Origin of the sequence: Psychrobacter sp. 28M-43, from assembly GCF_014770435.1 — a bacterium.
Taxonomy (GTDB): Bacteria; Pseudomonadota; Gammaproteobacteria; order Pseudomonadales; family Moraxellaceae; genus Psychrobacter.
In genome coordinates, this window is the sequence record NZ_CP061739.1 from 2,331,041 (window position 1) to 2,348,790 (window position 17,750).

The following is a 17,750-nucleotide window of genomic DNA, read 5'->3' on the forward strand; positions in this document are numbered from 1 at the left end:
TAAACAAATTCAACCTGAACGGTATTCATTATTCTAATACGTTAGCGCTGATAGAAAAGGCCTCTACTTGGAAAGGCCTTTTGGTTAAAATTTTCTCATATCGTTATTTATTCAGTATCCTGTATGCAGGCTTATATCGCAGCCTACACCGTCGAGAGATAATCGCGCATTGGCTCTGAGCGCAGCGGTGCACCATTAGCCACGTAATAATCTGCCGTTGAACGTGGCAACTGTACGCCTCTCATCTTGTCGACGATTTTTTCTGCTAACATAATAGTCGTAGCATTGAGATTACCACTAATAATGTTTGGCATGATAGACGCATCGACGACTCGCAAGCCATCAATACCATGTACCAGACCTTCGCCGTTTACTACCGAATCGTTATCTTCACCCATCGCACAGGTACAAGATGGATGATAAGCCGTCTCACTATGATTACGTACGTATTCATCTAGCTGGGCGTCGGTGACCAAATCATCGGTCGGTGCAATCGCGCGACCACGATAAGGATCAAGCGCTGGCTGATGCATGATCTCACGCGTGATACGCATTGCAGCACGGAACTCTTGCCAGTCTTGATCATGCGACATGTAGTTAAACAAGATACTTGGATGCGCTTTCGGGTCACGTGATTTTAGTTTGACGCGGCCACGGCTTGGTGAGCGTAATGAACCAACGTGTGCTTGGAAGCTATGCGATTTCACAGCACTGCGGCCATCGTAGCGTACAGCTAGTGGCAAGAAATGATACTGAATATTTGGATGGGTGAACTTCTCATCGGTACGGATGAAACCGCCACCTTCGAATTGATTCGACGCACCAAGACCTGTGCCATTGAATAACCATTCCGCACCAATCGCAGGCTTATTCCACCATTTGTTGGCAGGCGCGATTGACACTGGCAGTTTACATTCATACTGCATATATAGCTCTAAATGGTCTTGTAAATTATTACCGACACCTGGCAGATCCAATATTTCAGTCACACCAGCTTCTTTTAACCACTGACCAGGACCGATACCTGAACGCTGCAGCAGTTGCGGTGAGGCAATCGCACCAGATGAGACAATCACTTCACGAGCGGCATGGAAGTTTTTGGTCTGGCCTTCGTGTTCGACTTTGACACCGACAGCGCGCTTGCCGTCAAATAAAATTACGTCAGTCAATGCACCTGTCAAAATCGTAATATTGCTACGCGGTTTGGCACGGTCAAGATAGCCGCGAGCCGTCGACGCACGGCGACCGTTAGGCGTCACAAAGCGATCCATCGGACCAAAACCTTCTTGCTGATAACCGTTTAGATCTTCGGTACGTGGATAACCCGCTTGTACGCCCGCTTCAATCATAGCTTGGAACAGTGGATTGACTCCTGGCTTTGAGGTAGTCATTTCAACAGGACCGCCCACGCCATGATAGTCGTTCTCGCCAGCGTCACAGTTTTCTAGCTTTTTAAAGTACGGCAAGCAATCCGAATACGTCCAGTCTGATAGGCCTTTTATCTTAGACCAGTCATCAAAATCTAGCGCATTACCACGGATGTAGCACATACCGTTAATCAGTGATGAGCCACCTAAGCCTTTACCGCGGCCACAGTCCATGACACGGTTATTCATATATGGCTCAGGATCTGTCTTATAACCCCAATTATAAGTCGTCCCTTGTAATGGCATGGCAAGTGCAGCTGGCATTTGGGTACGGAAGTCAAAACGATAGTCTGGACGACCTGCTTCTAATAGCAGTACCTTAATATTGGCGTCTTCGGTCAGACGCGTTGCCAGCACATTTCCTGCTGAGCCTGCCCCGACAATAATATAGTCATACTCAGGTGTGGTTGATGTCATAACATACTCCATAATATTGAAAAAACATAAATCGTTTAGGGTCAGTAAGGTGTCATAAAAAAGCTAAATAAAAGCTGATAAGAAACCTTACTGGCTTCGTTTTTCTCAATAAGATTGATTAAAATACAGATTCAAACGCACCCAACTCTACTTGGATAGATTTGGTCTGAGTATAGTGTTCGAGCGCTTCGATACCGTTTTCGCGGCCGACACCAGAATGCTTATAGCCGCCTACTGGCATTTGTGCTGCTGACTCGCCCCATGTATTCAACCAGCAGATGCCAGCTTCGATCTGAGCGATGACTCGATGCGCGCGTTTTAGATCTGCAGTCACAACCCCAGCTGCCAAACCGTAATCAGTATCATTGGCACGACGAATGACCTCTTCTTCGGTCTCATAGGTCAATATCGACATCACTGGGCCAAAGATTTCTTCGCGTACGATAGTCATATCATCCGTGCAATCAGTGAATACTGTCGGTGCGACAAATGCGCCGTTTGCAAGCTCGTTCGTTGTAACACGCTCGCCACCTGTTAGCAGACGTGCACCGCCTTTTTTACCTTGCTCGATATAGCCAAGCACACGCTCCATATGCGGGAAGCTAACCAGTGGACCCATATTGATGTTCTCATCCATAGGATCGCCCAGTCTGATACGCTCAACACGGGTTAAGATGGCTTGCTCAAACTTAGCTTGTAGCGCTTTAGGAACAAATACGCGCGTACCATTGGTACATACCTGACCAGTACTATAGAAGTTGGCCATCATAGCGATGTCAGCAGCAGTATCGATATCTGCGTCATCAAATATGATCAAAGGTGATTTGCCGCCAAGCTCTAAAGTTACGTCTTTTAGAGATGAGCTTGCTGCGCTCGACATGACTTTTTTACCAGTCGGTACGCCACCTGTGAACGATACTTTTGCGATATCTGGGTGTTCAGTTAGCGCTTGACCTACTTCGTAGTTGCCTTGTACCACGTTAAACACACCATCTGGCAATCCAGCTTCGGTCAATATTTCTGCCAGCTTTAGTGCCGTCAACGGTGTCACTTCTGATGGTTTAAAAATCATCGCATTACCAGCAGCCAATGCTGGTGCTGCTTTCCACATCGCGATTTGAATCGGATAGTTCCATGCGCCAATACCTGCGACCACGCCAAGTGGCTCGCGGCGAGTGTATACAAAACTAGTATCGCGTAATGGAATCTGACGACCCTCAATCATCGGTGCCAGCCCTGCATAGTATTCAACGACATCAGCACCAGTGACGATATCGACGTACTTCGTTTCAGAATAGGCTTTACCTGTGTCTTTGGTCTCAAGTAGTGCCAACACATCATTGCGATCGCGCAATATCTCAACAGCCTTTGATAAGATGCGACCACGCTCGACTGCTGTCATCGCCGCCCAAATTTTTTGACCTTTATGTGCAGCTTTTACCGCCTCGTCAATCTGCTCATTGCTCGTTTGCTGAATCGTTGCCACTACTTCACCAGTGGCTGGATTGATATCTTCAAAAGTCGTCAGCGATTCATCAACCGCTAAATAGCGACCATTGATATAGGCTGTTTGTACTTGGTCTAAATCGATAATATCTGTCAAATTATTAAAATCAGTCATAAATTCTCCTTAGGACGATTGGCAAAAGTAGCTATATAAAAGTACTCAGGCCGAATAATGTCGTCGTTAGTTAAGTTTCGAAATTTAGTCTTTAAATAGTGAAATAAAAGTTATTTTATAAATCAGCATCGTTTTATGAGTCAAAGTCTCGTTGTGTCATTTTTATCAAGCGATCACGTAATGATTGTTTGTCTGCGATATCGATACCTGAAAAGTCTGAGAGCCAAATGCCGTCAGCGACAAGGCGAACCATACATAATGTCTCGGTATTATCCGTTGCTGCATGTTTTTTGAGTTGCTCATTCGCCCACTTAGCCCACAATTCACGCAGCTCACTATCGCCTAGCATCAGCACATATAGGGTCGCTTGATTGTCATACTCTTCCTGACCTTGCTCGCCAAGGCTGATAGTGGCGTCTATATAAGCGCGGGTAAATGAACCGTACTTAACAGGATCGTCAGCCATTGCTGCGTTTACTTCTGCTTCAAACTTAGCCATTGCATCATTGAAGACTTCTAGCACGAGTGCGTTTTTGGTAGAAAAATGATGCATCACGCCACCTTTTGTCACCCCAACCGCATCAGCGACTGCCTGAAACGTCACTTTAGATAAGCCTTGCTCCAATGTGATACGTGCTGCCTGATCTAACAACGCACGACGAATGACTTCTGGCTGTTTTTTACGCTTATAAGCATTTTCCATATCAATGCACCACAGAATTAGACAATAAGTTCATCACAACAACACCGCCGACGATCATCGCGATACCGACCACTGCTGCTGTATCAAGATTTTGCTTGAATAGCACCACACCAACGAGTGATGTCAGCACAATTCCAAGCCCGCCCCACAGTGCGTACGCAATGCCTAGCGGTATGGTTTTGAGCGTCTGAGCCAGTAGATAAAATGAAACCGCATAGAGCGCGCCCATCATCAAAGTTGGCACCAAACGGGTGAACTGTTCTGACTTTACCAAAAAAGTCGTACCCACCACTTCGCATATAATGGCAATAGTCAGATAACCGTAAGCAATCGTAGTAGGACTCATCTTTAGAACACCCGCTTTTGTTCAACGCATGCTATGAAAAAACATAGCAAAGAAACCACATGGTCGGTATTTTATAGAACTCTATTGCTAATGTGAAGGGTTGTCTTGCAACTTTATTGTGTCAAACGGTGTCGCATCACTTTCATATTCAAATATATAGAGCATTAGATCCAGTTTTACTTTGCCGAATTGACGTCTAGTTCCATATTCTTATCGTTTGTCCATGTGCCATATAAAATTCACTGAAAATAATTTTTATTTCTAAAGCACATTTTATTTTTAAAACACATTTGTCGTCATTTTCTACTAAGTTCTGCCTTGAAATAGCCTATCTGATAAGGGATTGGCGTTAATTTTCAATAATTGCGATAATATTTATAATTAAACGCATAATAAGGTTGACAGCCTGTAGTGACTTGGCTAAAATGTGCCCCACATAACGCAAACAAGCTAATTAACTGCTTTAATATAAAGCGTCAATAACTTGCTGTTATGACCAACTATTCTCCAATAGCTCAGTTGGTAGAGCAACGGACTGTTAATCCGTGTGTCCCTGGTTCGAGCCCAGGTTGGAGAGCCATATACTAAAAACCTTCATCATAATTTGATGGAGGTTTTTTTATTGTTGCGTCTTTTATATTTACTTCTAATAATATTAGCACGGCTGTGGTGTTCTTTTAGACATTTTTGTTGTATGGTAAGATTAGTTTTGATTGGGTTCGTTTTTGTTTGAGTGCTTCGCTCTTACTCACTAAAAGTAATGGTTTATTATGATACCTGTACGTATAAAAAATAAGTTTTCTGATCATCCGCAAAAGATCATGCGCCCGATTAGTATTCGTTTGTCTGAAGAAATGATTGGCCTATTAGAAACGACGTCATCAGACTTGGGCTTTAAGCGCATTCAAGGGCTTATTCGTCTTTATATTCGTCAGGGCTTGGATCGTGACCATCAGGATTATACGCTTGCCCATGATGAGGTATTCATCGAAACGCTACGTAAGCGCGGCGTTAGCCAGCATATTATTGATGAAGCGATTGTAGTAACGCATAATAACAACATCACTCATCCGCTATCTGAGCTGCAAGACAACGATTAAACAATTAATAGTGTCGTTGCTAATTAATAGTAACGCTGCTAGATAATATTAAAATAAAAAAGACCCAGTTTGCTAACGCGAGCTTGGTCTTTTTTTGCGGCTGTTATAAAAGTTAAAGCATTACTGATATTTCTCTAACTCTCCTCTTGTTACGTCCTGCTTCCATCTAGTTCTCAGTACATATTTTTTTAAATACTCTGCGATATTTGCGGTTTTAGTTAGCCATAACTAAACACAACAGAGGTTTAAACAAGGTATATTAAGCATATAGTCGCGACTATTTATAAGGTTTTAACATAATAAAGATCTGTAAGGAGGGGTACGATGACGGGCTTACATCAGCGTTTCAACAAAACTTTGTTTTCAACCATGACGGTAGCAATGCTAGTGATTGCGACTGGCTGCTCATCGCCGCAGACTGATCCAAGTAAAACAACCATACCGACAGATTCTGACCAATGGCAAAAAAAGTTAGGGCAAACTTTTGAGCAATTGTCTGAGGCCGATCAACAAGTACTCAGCCGATATATGCTGCGTATGAAATTGAGCGACGCTTATGAATCAGGAGCCATGCCGCGCACCACTATCAAGCAAGCGCTGATACAACAGCGTGAATATGAACGTCTGCATCCAAACAACCCAACGGGTAAGAAAAGCCCAATTGTCAAAGGTCAGGCGACTAATGCTACCGCACAGATGTATCCTGTCGCCCTGCTCCCTGTGAAAACCAGTGATAGCGATAGCTTAAATCAAGTCAAAATGCAGTTTATGCTATCTAATCATGGCAAAGGCGCGATAAAAAGCTTTAAAGGGACGCTAACCATGAAAGATGCCAACCTGACAAAAGGTAAAAACTTTAATGTGCCTTTGACAACGTTTGACCCACCTATCGCACCAGAACAGTCTGGCAAAATTATTATTGAAAGCAGCATTGAGGATATCAATGTCATGCGCGCTATCAAAAATGCTAGTGGCATCACTATTGAGATTAATAAAGGCACGCTTACCTTAATAGATGATCAGACAATCGAATTTGAAAACTCACTGGTGAAGTAGCTGTATAACCTACTATTGAGGATCTTATAGAAGGTACTAATTAATACTTTTATCAATACCATAAAAAAAAGCCCCAATCATTGCTGATTAGGGCTTTTTCGAATTTGGCGGAGACGGAGAGATTCGAACTCTCGAAGGGCTATTAACCCTTGTCGGTTTTCAAGACCGGTGCATTCAACCGCTCTGCCACGTCTCCATTGGTGCATCATTATATAGATATCATTTTATAATGCAAGCCCCTAAACTAAAAAAATTCAATTAATTTTCGAATACTTGTAAATTGATGCATTATCGCTTGCTTGAGGCCAGATGTAAGCACATATCGAGCAGCCTATTGGCATAGCCCCATTCATTATCATACCATGCAAAAACCTTATATTGACCGCCTACTTGCATAAGCTGTTGCCCATCAATGATAAGCGACTCAGTCTGATGGATAAAGTCACTAGATACCAGTGGCTCATCGGTATAAGCCATGATGTCATGCAAATGCGCCTGACTGGCAGATTTAAGTACCTCTCGCACTGTCTCGACATCGACATCTGGCGTATCAAATACGAAAGTGACATCAATCGCAGCCACGTCGATAGTTGGCACTCGTATCGAATGTCCGTTTATTTTGCCGACCATGGCTGGTAGCACCCGCTCTGTCGCAGCGATACTACTGGATGTCGTTGGGATAATATTATAGCCAGAAGCGCGCGCCCGTCTTGGATCTCGATGTGCTTGATCTAGTACTGTCTGATCGGCAGTAACTGCATGAATCTCTGTCATCATGGCGGACTGCACACCAAACGCCTTATCTAGCGTATCAATCAACGGTACCAATGCCTGCGTGGTGCAAGAAACACTAGAAATAATCGGTAGCTCAAGCGTGAGCGCATCGGTATTCACGCCCATCACGATACAAGCATCCACATCGTCAAATGGCGCGGCACCGATAATTACTTGTTGCGCGCCAGCATCGATATGTAGCGTCGCTTGTTCATACGAGCGAAAATGCCCAGTACATTCTAAAACCACATCGACACCTAGCGCCTGCCAAGGTAAATTTTGAGGATCAGGCTCTGATAGCATATTGATGCAGTAAGTCAGATTGTTTTTGGTCAGACAGAGTTCAGTCTTGCTCGTATCACCTGACTCACTCTCTACAATCTCAGCATTTACCCCTAAACGACTGAGGCGGCCATGGGTGCTATCAAACTTGAGTAAATGCAACAAGATATCCGCTGGTGCTAAGTCATTAATTGCCACCACATGAATCGCACGGCCTAACACTTCAAAGCGCTCTAGCAAAGCACGAAGTACATTGCGCCCTATACGCCCAAAACCATTGATAGCGACTCTCAGTGGCTGTGTGTGCTCACCAGTAGTACGGAATGTCGCCGCTATCGGGTCAGAGGTCAATTGATAAGTAGCGCTCGAAAAATCAGGCATAACATCGGACATAAAGGGTATCGCTATAAATGGGTGTAAAAACTGAGCGTTATCACGTTAGGTGCGCTAATGATTGCTAAATACTAAGAAATAGCAAAAATAAAGCCTATAAAAATAAAGGTAACAAAGTTATAGGCAGCAAAACTATGGAGTGATAAAAATCAATGCGAGGCGAATGGTATTGTAGTCAATACTTTGCTTGAGATGATCATATATCGGACGCAGCTTGATGCTACCGTCATCATTGAAGTCATTTGGATTATTGGCGACTTTAATGGCGACATAGGCATTGCCAACGGCTGTCATCACCTCATCATCTGGACGCAGATGATCGCAGGCAAGACTCGGATCTTGTGATTTTAGGTCAGCAATATGACGCATGATGGTCGACTGTGACAACTGACGGGCTTGTGATATCTCTGCAATGGTCAAACTCTCTTCTAACAACACTCTGGTCGCAAGTAGAGTACTGTCTGATTTATCAGAGACCTGATTGCCTAACTTCTGTTTTTTATCAATTTTCGCTTGCTGTTGTTCGCGGCGCTTCTTTTGTAGCGTGGCGTAAGCATCGATTACCGACTTGCTCAATGTCCCACCTGACTTCAGCACGAATTTTTCATGTGCCTGCTGCATGCTTTCTTCATCTAGCATCGCATAATTGGCATCCGCTTCTTCAGACAGTACTAGAAACCGCTTGTCTGCGCCGCGAGCCAATGGATCGAGTTGCAAGCTCATATCGTTCATACCCAGTAGCTGTAGGCCAGATAGCGACTTGAGGCGTGACAATGCCACATAGCCTTGTCCTAACTCAAAAGTACGCGACAAATCAATTTCAGCCGCATCGAGGGTCATGCCCTGCGATTTATGAATGGTAATCGCCCATGCCAGACAGAGCGGCACTTGTAAGTAACTTGCCAGCACGTCACCCGTTTCATCTTCGATAATCCACTCTTCAGGCTCAGCGATGACTTCTCGTCCTGAATTAAGCCGCACGACAGGCATTTTTTGGGTCGTTGGTTTCTTTGTCTTTGGTTTTTCTTTATCTTTTTTAGCAGCAGACTTCTTACCTTTGGTCGTTTTTTCGCCAGTAGCATCCTCATCAACGTCATCGCTGCTATCGTCTTCGATTAACGCGTCACTACTGTCTTTATCGTCTATTTTGACAGCGGCAAACCCTATCAACTCGCCCATCGTCCCGTTAGAGACACCAAGCTCGGCATTGTTTTTAATAAACATTACCTTGGCGCCGACTTTAAGAATCAGCTCGTCTTGGGTACGCACGGTCTTTTTTAGCGTCTCAACCAGCTTGCTATCGCCTGTCGCCGTCGCCTCAAAACGCATCATCTCTCCATCTAGAGACGCCAACTCTTTGTCATTGATTTTATTAACATTGAGGTTATGGGTATAGAGACGCGTACGTTTGATATCGACACTTTGGTCATACGTCGCTTCTAAAGCGGCAATCGCTTCAAAGGTTACTTCCTGACGACGAATTTGGTTAAGAATATCGTCTAAATCGAGACCACCATTGGCTGCATCGCTGACTTGACGATGCTGCTCAGACAAGTAGCAAATATGGAATTTGGCATCGAGCCACGCCTCAGACATAAAGGCGAACTTTTCACGATTCGTCTCGCCTTTACTACCAATCGGTGGTAACTGAAAAAAGTCTCCTGCAACTACCACCTGAATACCACCAAACGCTTTGTCATTTTTGCGAATATGCTTGAGCACTTGGCTGACCAAGTTAAGCTGCTTGGCGTGTAACATTGATATCTCGTCAATGACCAATACCGCAGTATCTTTCAATCTGTCTGCTAAAAACTGCTTGCGTGATAAGGTGGACAAATCTCGATCAGTCAGCTCATCTTTGATACCGATGCCTGACCAGCTATGAATCGTCGTGCCGTTCATGTGCGTTGCGGCAATACCCGTACTGGCTGTCACCGCAACAGGGACGCGGCGGGCGCGTAGATAGTCGATGTATTGATTGAGAGTATAAGTCTTACCTGAACCTGCTGAGCCGGTCAAAAAGACGTTTTGACCTGTTTTTAGGATATCAAGAGCAGAAGATTGACGCATAGATCCAAACCAACCAATATTATGAAGAAGAAATAGTACAAAAAGAAAGCTACCATGATTAACTTAATAACCATAGCAAGCCAAAGTAGATGCTCACAATTATAACAGCTGCATACCGTTTGCGAACCATTTTAACCGACTCATATCACATAACTTAAAGTTATACGATACAAAATATATCATTATAAAAAGTCATTATCGTTCTGCTAAAAAGCTCAGTACGATAGGATGATAACTTGGTTAGGAAGACCAAGAATATATTTTTAAATGGTCATACGTAAGTAACCATATTTTAAATAACCATAATACACAACAAGGAGTGGTTAATGTTATACGCTTATCCCAATACTGAAAACAGTCCCGTCCAATTCCGCGAAAAATACGATAACTTTATTAATGGTGAGTGGACCCCTCCTGTCGATGGCGAGTACTTTGACAACCCAAGTCCTATCGATGGTAAAACCATTTGCCAAGTCGCCCGTTCAAAAGAAGCAGATATCGAAAAAGCCCTAGATGCCGCGCATGCTGCCAAAGACGCTTGGGGCAAAACCAGCGTCGCTGAACGTGCCAATTTATTATTAAAAATCGCAGATAGCATGGAAGCCAATCTAGAAGCGATCGCTATTGCTGAATGCTACGAAAATGGCAAGCCTGTACGCGAAACCTTAATGGCAGATATTCCGCTAGCCATCGATCAATTCCGTTATTTCGCCAGTGCCATCCGCGCACAAGAAGGTGGTATCAGTCAAATTGATGAAGACACCGTTGCTTATCATTTTCATGAGCCGCTTGGCGTTGTCGGGCAGATTATCCCATGGAACTTCCCTATTCTAATGGCAGTATGGAAAATCGCCCCTGCTCTAGCCGCTGGTAACTGTATCGTCATGAAGCCTGCTGAGCAAACGCCTGCCTCTATACTCTATATGTTAGAAGCGATCGGTATTGCTGACATCTTACCTAAAGGCGTGTTAAACATCGTTAATGGCTTTGGTGTCGAAGCTGGTAAACCACTTGCCTCTAACCCTCGTATCAATAAAGTTGCCTTTACTGGTGAGACCACAACGGGTCGCCTCATCATGCAGTACGCCAGCGAAAACATCATTCCAGTCACACTAGAGCTTGGTGGTAAAAGTCCAAATATCTTCTTTGCTGATGTCATGGACGAAGACGATGACTTCTTGGACAAAGCGGTCGAAGGCCTAGTCATGTTTGCCTTAAACCAAGGTGAGGTCTGTACTTGTCCATCACGTGCGCTCGTACACGAAAGCATCTATGACGAGTTTATCAAACGCTGTATCGCTCGTGTCGAAGCGATCAAAATGGGCAACCCACTAGATACTGAGACCATGATTGGCGCGCAAGCCAGCTCAGACCAGTTAGAGAAAATTTTATCTTATCTTGATATCGGTAAAAAAGAAGGGGCGAAAGTCTTAGTCGGTGGCGATCAGGCTAAACACGATGGCGACCTAGCAGACGGCTACTATGTTAAGCCAACTATCTTTGAAGGCACCAACGATATGCGTGTGTTCCAAGAAGAAATCTTTGGACCTGTACTCGCTGTCACTACCTTTAAAGACGACGAAGAAGCCATGCAAATTGCCAATGACACGCTATATGGTCTGGGTGCTGGTGTTTGGACACGTAGCGTACATAAGGCTTATCGTTTCGGCCGTGGTATCCAAGCGGGTCGCGTCTGGACCAACTGCTACCATCTCTATCCATCACATGCTGCATTTGGTGGTTACAAGCAATCAGGTATCGGCCGCGAAAACCATCTGATGATGCTCGATCATTATCAACAAACCAAAAACATGCTGGTCTCATACAGTCCTAAAAAAATGGGTTTCTTTTAATCTAACCTGTGAACGCATGACAGTACTTAGAAAACAAATGCAATCTGTCGCAAGATAGGTTGCATTTTCACTTTAAGAAGTCGTAAAAAGCCATCTTTTGAATAATAGCTTTTCAGAATAGTATGGTTTTTAGACACTGATAGCATAGGAGTTGATTATGAAAATTACGGCAACAGAGTCCTGTAAAGAGCTAATTGAACTATTAAAATCCAAGCACGGTGAGCTAATGTTTCATCAATCAGGTGGCTGCTGCGATGGTAGCTCACCTATGTGCTATCCATTAGGAGAGTTCAAAGTTGGTGGTCAAGATGTGCTGGTTGGTGAGCTTGCTGGCTGTCCATTTTATATGGGCAAGGCACAATACAATTTATGGCAGCATACCGATCTCACCATTGATGTCGTCAATGGTCGCGGTGCGAGCTTTTCGTTAGAAATCCCTGAAGGCAAACGCTTTATCGTACGTTCAGAAATCTGTTCGATATAAGCTTGTTCAGTGCAAAATTAAGTAGCATTAATTTTATATAACATACCGAATATAACAGTCTTAGCTTGTCCTATGATATTGGCGCAAACAGATACCGCAGAGTCATTTTTATTTTATTATTTCAGCAAAATAATAGTTACTGTAAAGCGTACCCTATTTTAATTAGCATGGATGCTATAAGGAATATGAAATGGAATTTGACACAACATTTGACTATGTCATCGTCGGTGGTGGATCAGCAGGTTGCGTGCTCGCTAGCCGTCTCACTGAAAACCCAGATATCAGTGTTTGTTTATTAGAATACGGCGGTGATGGCAAAGATCTAGCAGTACGCGTACCTGCTGGACTGATTCTGATGGTTCCTGGTAAACCGCTTAAATTGAACAACTGGTGCTTTCACACTACCCCGCAAGAGCACCTTAATAACCGTAAAGGTTTTCAGCCGCGTGGACAATGTCTGGGCGGCTCATCAGCGATCAATGCTATGATCTATACGCGTGGTAGTAAGCTAGATTATGAGCGCTGGGTAGAGCAAGGCTGTACTGGCTGGGGATTTGACGATGTACTGCCTTACTTTATCAAAGCTGAAAACAACGTTCGTGGTAGCGATGACCTACATGGTGATAGCGGGCCGCTGCATGTTAGCGACCTACTCAGTCCACGAGACATCTCTAAGGCATTCGTAGAAGCTGCGATTGCCAATGGCCTAGATCATAACACCGACTTTAATAGCGAAAAGCAAGACGGTACAGGGTTGTATCAAGTCACTCATTTCCATGGTGAAAAACAAGGCCAACGCTGCTCTGCCGCGGCTGCCTATCTGCATCCTGTCCAAAACCGCTCCAACCTGACGGTTATCACTTATGCGCAGGCTAACCGCGTCATTATCGAAGACAATCAAGCGACAGGCGTCGTCTATGAAAAAGACGGGGTCGAACATACTGTCACGGCGCGTCATGAAGTCTTACTATCAGGTGGCGCGTTTGGTTCACCCAAAGTTCTGATGCTCTCAGGTATCGGCCCTGCAGAGCATTTGCGGTCTCATGGTATTGATGTGGTGGTAGATGCACCTGAGGTCGGTGGTAATTTGCAGGATCACTTAGACGTCGTCTTTGATTACGAGGTCAATACGACTGATGTCATCGGTATTGGCATGGCATCGATTTCGACATTAACCAAAAGTATTCGGCAGTGGAGAAAAGACGGTACAGGGCTGCTGTCTACCAACTATGCAGAAGCGGGTGCGTTCTTTAGCGTCGGTGATGACCCAAAAGAGTGGCCAAATACTCAGCTGCACTTTGTCATCTCGCGCGTGATAGAGCACGGTCGCGATCTCAGACGCGGATTTGCTGTCTCTTGTCACAGTTGCTACTTACGGCCTGAAAGTCGAGGTACTATCAGATTGGACTCAGCCGACCCTTCCGATGCTGTCTTAATCGATCCAAACTATCTGTCGCATCCAAAAGACGTAGAGTATATGGTAGCCGGTGCCGAGCGTACTCGAGCCATCATGCAAGAGTCTGCACTTGCTAAGTACATCACTGAAGACTACCCTGCCCCTTACCTCGAAAAAGACGGCATGCTCGGTTATATCCGAAATAAATCTGACACCATTTACCATCCAGTAGGCACTTGCCGCATGGGCTCAGATGACAGCTCTGTGGTTGATTTGGAATTAAAGGTACGAGGTGTGAGTGGATTGCGAGTTATCGACGCTTCAGTGATGCCAACGCTTATTAGCGCCAATACCAATGCGCCAACTATCATGATTGCCGAAAAAATAGCCGATCTCATTAAGGCAAATCATAGCCCTGTTTAGTGCTGCGTTGGACAAACGGATTATAGCTGAGTACCCCAAAGAGACATGACTTTATTATTTCTAATTGTTTACACTTAGTAAAATTGTAACTAATTAGTAATCTAAAAATATGCCTCTTTGCTATTTATAATGAATAAACAAAAAACAATATAATCTAGTACTTAATGTCTTATTGATGCTAAACACGGTAAAACCGTGCATTTTTTATCAAAATTAGTCTATTTATCGCTTGCATTACCACAGATTAAGAGAGTATATTCGAACGACTTGTTTATATTTTTAGTTTCCATCTACATAATTTAAAGTTATGACAAGCTTTAATATGTTTTATTTTGTATATAAGAAACATTATATAAATAGATACTTTAGAGGTCATTAAACGCTTTCTCATTGTATTCATGCTCGAGTGCGAACATGTGGATACATGAGTACCTACCTACCATTACATAGGATGTAATAATGCAAAAATCACTCTTCAAACTTACGATGTTGGCGACGTTTGTCTTAGGTATCACCGCCTGTAGTGGAGACAACAAAACTACGGATGACTCTGCTGCTAGCTCAGATGCCAAAGCCGCCAAAACATTGCTCTATTGCTCAGAAGGTAGCCCTGCTGGATTCGATCCAGCGCAATATACTTCAGGTACGGATTTTGATGCGAGTGCCTTCCCTATCTATAATGGCTTGGTAGAATTCAAAAGAGCGGAGACTGAGATTCAACCAGGACTTGCTGAAAGCTGGGATATTAGCGAAGACGGCAAGACTTATACCTTTAATCTACGCAAAGGGGTTAAGTTCGGTACAACCGACTACTTTACTCCGACACGCGATTTCAACGCGGATGACATTGTCTTTACGCTAGAACGTATCACTGACCCCGACTTTGAGTTTAACAAAGCTTATCCTGCTGAATTCCCATATTCAGTCGGCATGGGACTACCTGATATTATCTCTAGTATCGAAAAGGTTGACGACTATACGGTAAAGATTACCCTTAGCGAAACCAATGCGCCGTTCCTACAGAACCTAGCGATGCCTTTTGCTTATATTGGTTCTGCTGAGTACGCAGATCAATTGCTAGCCTCTGGCAATGCTGCTGATATCAATACTAAGCCCGTCGGTACTGGACCTTTCGTCTTTACTTCTTATCAAAAAGACGCGCAAATTCGTTATACCAAAAACCCAGACTATTGGAATAAAGACGACATCTATATCGACAACCTAGTGTTTGTTATCACTAAAGACTCGGCAGTTCGTGCACAGAAAGTGCAAGCTGGCGAATGTCACGTGTCCGCTTATCCAAAACCTGCCGAAATCGAATCTGTCAAAAAGTCAGGTAAAGCCACCGTTCTCGATCAGCCTGGCTTCAACGTCGGCTATGTCGGTTATAACGTAGAAAAACCTCAACTGAGCGATCTTAAAGTGCGTCAAGCATTAGATATGGCGATCAACAAAGACGCTATTATTAACGCGGTTTATCAGAGCGAAGGCCTCAAAGCGACCAACCCAATGCCGCCAACGCAGTGGGGCTATGACGAGTCACTTAAAGACGCGCCTTACGATGTTGAGAAAGCAAAATCACTAATCAAAGAAGCTGGCGCGGATAACCTTTCTATCAATCTATGGTATATGCCAGTTCAGCGTCCATACAACCCAAATGCCAAGCTAATGGCTGAGATGCTGCAAGCAGATTGGGCGAAGATTGGCGTCGATACCAAGCTTGTGACTTATGAGTGGGGCGAGTACTTAAAACGCGCTGCTAAAGGTGAGCCTGATGTCATTCTAGCAGGTTGGACTGGCGATAATGGTGATCCAGACAACTGGCTTGGATCGTTATTGTCTTGTGACGCGGTCGGTGGTAACAATTACTCGCGCTGGTGTAATAAAGACTTCGATAATTTGGTGACCAATGCCCGTCAGATTAACAATCAAGATGAGCGTGTCAGTGAATATGAGCAAGCTCAGCAGATATTCAAAGAACAGCTTCCTTGGACAACAATGGCACACTCGGTAGTGACCGTATTCACCGCACCAAACGTGGTCGATTATAAAATCAGTCCACTTGGCTCAATACGCTTCGATGGTGTAAAAGTTGAATAACCTTGACTGATTAATTCCGTTACGACATAAGCAATTTATTCATTCATATAAGTGCGGCTGGGTCAGATACTCTGCTCCAGCCGCACTTATATGAATGATATGGACAATATGAACTAAGCGCTTTGTCACGGATCTCTTGATCATCGCTAATACTCTAATCATTGAACCACAACTATTGAGCAGCCCATGCTACTTTATATTCTGCGTCGTATTGCCATTTTAATACCCGTCTATCTTGGCCTAACGCTATCGACTTTTACTCTGATTCGTCTCGTACCTGGAGATGCGGTCGAGATTATGATGGGCGAGCGTATGGTCGATCCCGAGCTACATGCTCGTGCGTTAGAAAGGCTAGGATTAGACAAACCGCTCGTTGCCCAGTATTGGGATTATTTGACTGGCATCCTAACGGGTGATTTCGGTCAGTCCTTTCGTACTCGTACGCCCGTACTACAAGACTTCTTTGCCCACTTTGTTCCTACTTTAGAATTGGCGTTATGCGCTATTGTCATCGCTAGTGTCATTGGTGTTAGCTTAGGCATCTTTGCTGCCCTGCGCCGTGGTACATGGATCGATTACACCCTAATGTCAGGCGCGTTGGCAGGTTACTCTATGCCCATCTATTTATTGGGCCCCATCCTGACTGGTATCTTCGCTCATTATTTAGGTCTACTGCCCGTCGCTGGGGTGATATCTGTTGCACAATTTTTAGATGTGCAGCCACTGTATGGGTCATGGTTACTTGGCTCACTAAGCTCAGGAGAACCTGGCGCGTTTTGGAACGTGGTCAAACACTTTATCCTACCTTCTATTGCCTTATCGACCATTCCGTTAGCGATGATTGCGCGGATGACACGCTCTGCGATGCTAGAGGTGTTAGATGAGGATTATGTGCGTACAGCACGGGCCAAAGGATTATCTCCACGCCGAGTGATACTGGTCCACGTAATGCGTAATGCCTTGATTACTGTAGTTACAGTCGTTGGCTTACAGATGGCGACATTGCTCGCAGGCGCCATTATTACCGAGACTATCTTTAGTTGGCCAGGCGTTGGTAATTGGCTACTCGATGGGTTTTTCACTCGTGATTATCCTATTGTACAAAATGGTATTTTATTGGTCGCCACCGCTCTGATTTTGGTTAGTTTATTTATTGATATTTTGTATGGTCTGATTAATCCACGTATTCGCCATACTTCTTAATCTAACATTGATAAATACTCACATTATAAATAGTGATGATTAGCACTTGCATGGTTATAAAGCTTTTTGGCAAATTTCTAATAATTGTTAGGAAGGAAGCCC

General features: G+C 44.1%; 13 protein-coding genes and 2 tRNA genes. 8 read left to right on the forward strand and 7 right to left on the reverse strand.

What is annotated here, in order from left to right; genetic code table 11:
- Positions 1-143 precede the first annotated feature (143 nt).
- The 4 genes from betA to IEE84_RS09730 all read right to left on the reverse strand — a co-directional run bounded on the left by betA (position 144) and on the right by IEE84_RS09730 (position 4,514).
- The gene (gene betA / locus IEE84_RS09715) at positions 144-1,844 is read right to left on the reverse strand and encodes a choline dehydrogenase (RefSeq protein ID WP_191114028.1); all 1,701 of its coding nucleotides are present in this window, start codon (positions 1,842-1,844) and stop codon (positions 144-146) included.
- Between the two features lie 118 nt (positions 1,845-1,962).
- Positions 1,963-3,465 carry a betaine-aldehyde dehydrogenase gene (betB, locus tag IEE84_RS09720; RefSeq protein WP_191114029.1) on the reverse strand — a complete coding sequence of 501 codons (1,503 nt, stop codon included), beginning with the start codon at positions 3,463-3,465 and terminating at the stop codon, positions 1,963-1,965.
- Between the two features lie 133 nt (positions 3,466-3,598).
- The gene (locus IEE84_RS09725) at positions 3,599-4,168 is read right to left on the reverse strand and encodes a TetR/AcrR family transcriptional regulator (protein ID WP_224737751.1); all 570 of its coding nucleotides are present in this window, start codon (positions 4,166-4,168) and stop codon (positions 3,599-3,601) included.
- A gap of 1 nt (position 4,169) precedes the next feature.
- The gene (locus tag IEE84_RS09730; protein ID WP_191114030.1) at positions 4,170-4,514 is read right to left on the reverse strand and encodes a DMT family transporter; all 345 of its coding nucleotides are present in this window, start codon (positions 4,512-4,514) and stop codon (positions 4,170-4,172) included.
- Positions 4,515-5,018: 504 nt separating this feature from the next.
- Between IEE84_RS09730 and IEE84_RS09735 the strand changes: the two genes are divergently transcribed.
- From IEE84_RS09735 to IEE84_RS09745, 3 genes are all read left to right on the forward strand, one after another.
- Positions 5,019-5,094 (forward strand) — tRNA-Asn (locus IEE84_RS09735).
- A 190-nt stretch (positions 5,095-5,284) separates the two neighbouring features.
- Positions 5,285-5,614, forward strand: a complete 330-nt coding sequence (locus IEE84_RS09740) for a hypothetical protein (protein WP_057761113.1) — start codon at positions 5,285-5,287, stop codon at positions 5,612-5,614.
- 324 nt (positions 5,615-5,938) lie between these two features.
- A complete protein-coding gene (locus IEE84_RS09745) occupies positions 5,939-6,670 on the forward strand; it encodes a hypothetical protein (RefSeq protein ID WP_191114031.1) in 732 nt (243 codons plus the stop codon).
- Between the two features lie 105 nt (positions 6,671-6,775).
- On the opposite strand, the gene IEE84_RS09750 is transcribed toward IEE84_RS09745, so the two are convergent.
- From IEE84_RS09750 to IEE84_RS09760, 3 genes are all read right to left on the reverse strand, one after another.
- Positions 6,776-6,866, reverse strand: a tRNA-Ser gene (locus IEE84_RS09750).
- A 92-nt stretch (positions 6,867-6,958) separates the two neighbouring features.
- On the reverse strand, positions 6,959-8,107 hold the full coding sequence (locus tag IEE84_RS09755; RefSeq protein ID WP_224738013.1) for a type I glyceraldehyde-3-phosphate dehydrogenase: 1,149 nt from the start codon (positions 8,105-8,107) through the stop codon (positions 6,959-6,961).
- 144 nt (positions 8,108-8,251) lie between these two features.
- Positions 8,252-10,189: an AAA family ATPase gene (locus IEE84_RS09760; protein WP_191114032.1), complete on the reverse strand. Its 1,938-nt coding sequence runs from the start codon at positions 10,187-10,189 to the stop codon at positions 8,252-8,254.
- Positions 10,190-10,515: 326 nt separating this feature from the next.
- Between IEE84_RS09760 and exaC the strand changes: the two genes are divergently transcribed.
- The 5 genes from exaC (at position 10,516) to IEE84_RS09785 (ending at position 17,648) form a co-directional block, all read left to right on the forward strand.
- Complete coding sequence (exaC, locus tag IEE84_RS09765) at positions 10,516-12,042, forward strand: acetaldehyde dehydrogenase ExaC (RefSeq protein ID WP_114700459.1); 1,527 nt, start codon at positions 10,516-10,518, stop codon at positions 12,040-12,042.
- 157 nt (positions 12,043-12,199) lie between these two features.
- On the forward strand, positions 12,200-12,526 hold the full coding sequence (locus IEE84_RS09770; RefSeq protein ID WP_191114033.1) for a DUF779 domain-containing protein: 327 nt from the start codon (positions 12,200-12,202) through the stop codon (positions 12,524-12,526).
- A 190-nt stretch (positions 12,527-12,716) separates the two neighbouring features.
- Positions 12,717-14,345, forward strand: a complete 1,629-nt coding sequence (locus IEE84_RS09775; protein ID WP_191114034.1) for a GMC family oxidoreductase — start codon at positions 12,717-12,719, stop codon at positions 14,343-14,345.
- 459 nt (positions 14,346-14,804) lie between these two features.
- Complete coding sequence (locus IEE84_RS09780) at positions 14,805-16,445, forward strand: ABC transporter substrate-binding protein (RefSeq protein WP_191114035.1); 1,641 nt, start codon at positions 14,805-14,807, stop codon at positions 16,443-16,445.
- A gap of 186 nt (positions 16,446-16,631) precedes the next feature.
- Entirely contained in the window at positions 16,632-17,648 is a 1,017-nt protein-coding gene (locus tag IEE84_RS09785) for an ABC transporter permease (protein ID WP_057761126.1), read from the forward strand.
- Positions 17,649-17,750 lie beyond the last annotated feature (102 nt).

Bases quoted from the DNA above. Each gene is read 5' to 3' on its own strand.
- betA (WP_191114028.1), bottom strand. From the start codon at position 1,844: ATGACATCAACCACACCTGAGTATGACTATATTATTGTCGGGGCAGGC.
- betB (WP_191114029.1), bottom strand. From the start codon at position 3,465: ATGACTGATTTTAATAATTTGACAGATATTATCGATTTAGACCAAGTA.
- IEE84_RS09725 (WP_224737751.1), bottom strand. From the start codon at position 4,168: ATGGAAAATGCTTATAAGCGTAAAAAACAGCCAGAAGTCATTCGTCGT.
- IEE84_RS09730 (WP_191114030.1), bottom strand. From the start codon at position 4,514: ATGAGTCCTACTACGATTGCTTACGGTTATCTGACTATTGCCATTATA.
- IEE84_RS09740 (WP_057761113.1), top strand. From the start codon at position 5,285: ATGATACCTGTACGTATAAAAAATAAGTTTTCTGATCATCCGCAAAAG.
- IEE84_RS09745 (WP_191114031.1), top strand. From the start codon at position 5,939: ATGACGGGCTTACATCAGCGTTTCAACAAAACTTTGTTTTCAACCATG.
- IEE84_RS09755 (WP_224738013.1), bottom strand. From the start codon at position 8,107: ATGCCTGATTTTTCGAGCGCTACTTATCAATTGACCTCTGACCCGATA.
- IEE84_RS09760 (WP_191114032.1), bottom strand. From the start codon at position 10,189: ATGCGTCAATCTTCTGCTCTTGATATCCTAAAAACAGGTCAAAACGTC.
- exaC (WP_114700459.1), top strand. From the start codon at position 10,516: ATGTTATACGCTTATCCCAATACTGAAAACAGTCCCGTCCAATTCCGC.
- IEE84_RS09770 (WP_191114033.1), top strand. From the start codon at position 12,200: ATGAAAATTACGGCAACAGAGTCCTGTAAAGAGCTAATTGAACTATTA.
- IEE84_RS09775 (WP_191114034.1), top strand. From the start codon at position 12,717: ATGGAATTTGACACAACATTTGACTATGTCATCGTCGGTGGTGGATCA.
- IEE84_RS09780 (WP_191114035.1), top strand. From the start codon at position 14,805: ATGCAAAAATCACTCTTCAAACTTACGATGTTGGCGACGTTTGTCTTA.
- IEE84_RS09785 (WP_057761126.1), top strand. From the start codon at position 16,632: ATGCTACTTTATATTCTGCGTCGTATTGCCATTTTAATACCCGTCTAT.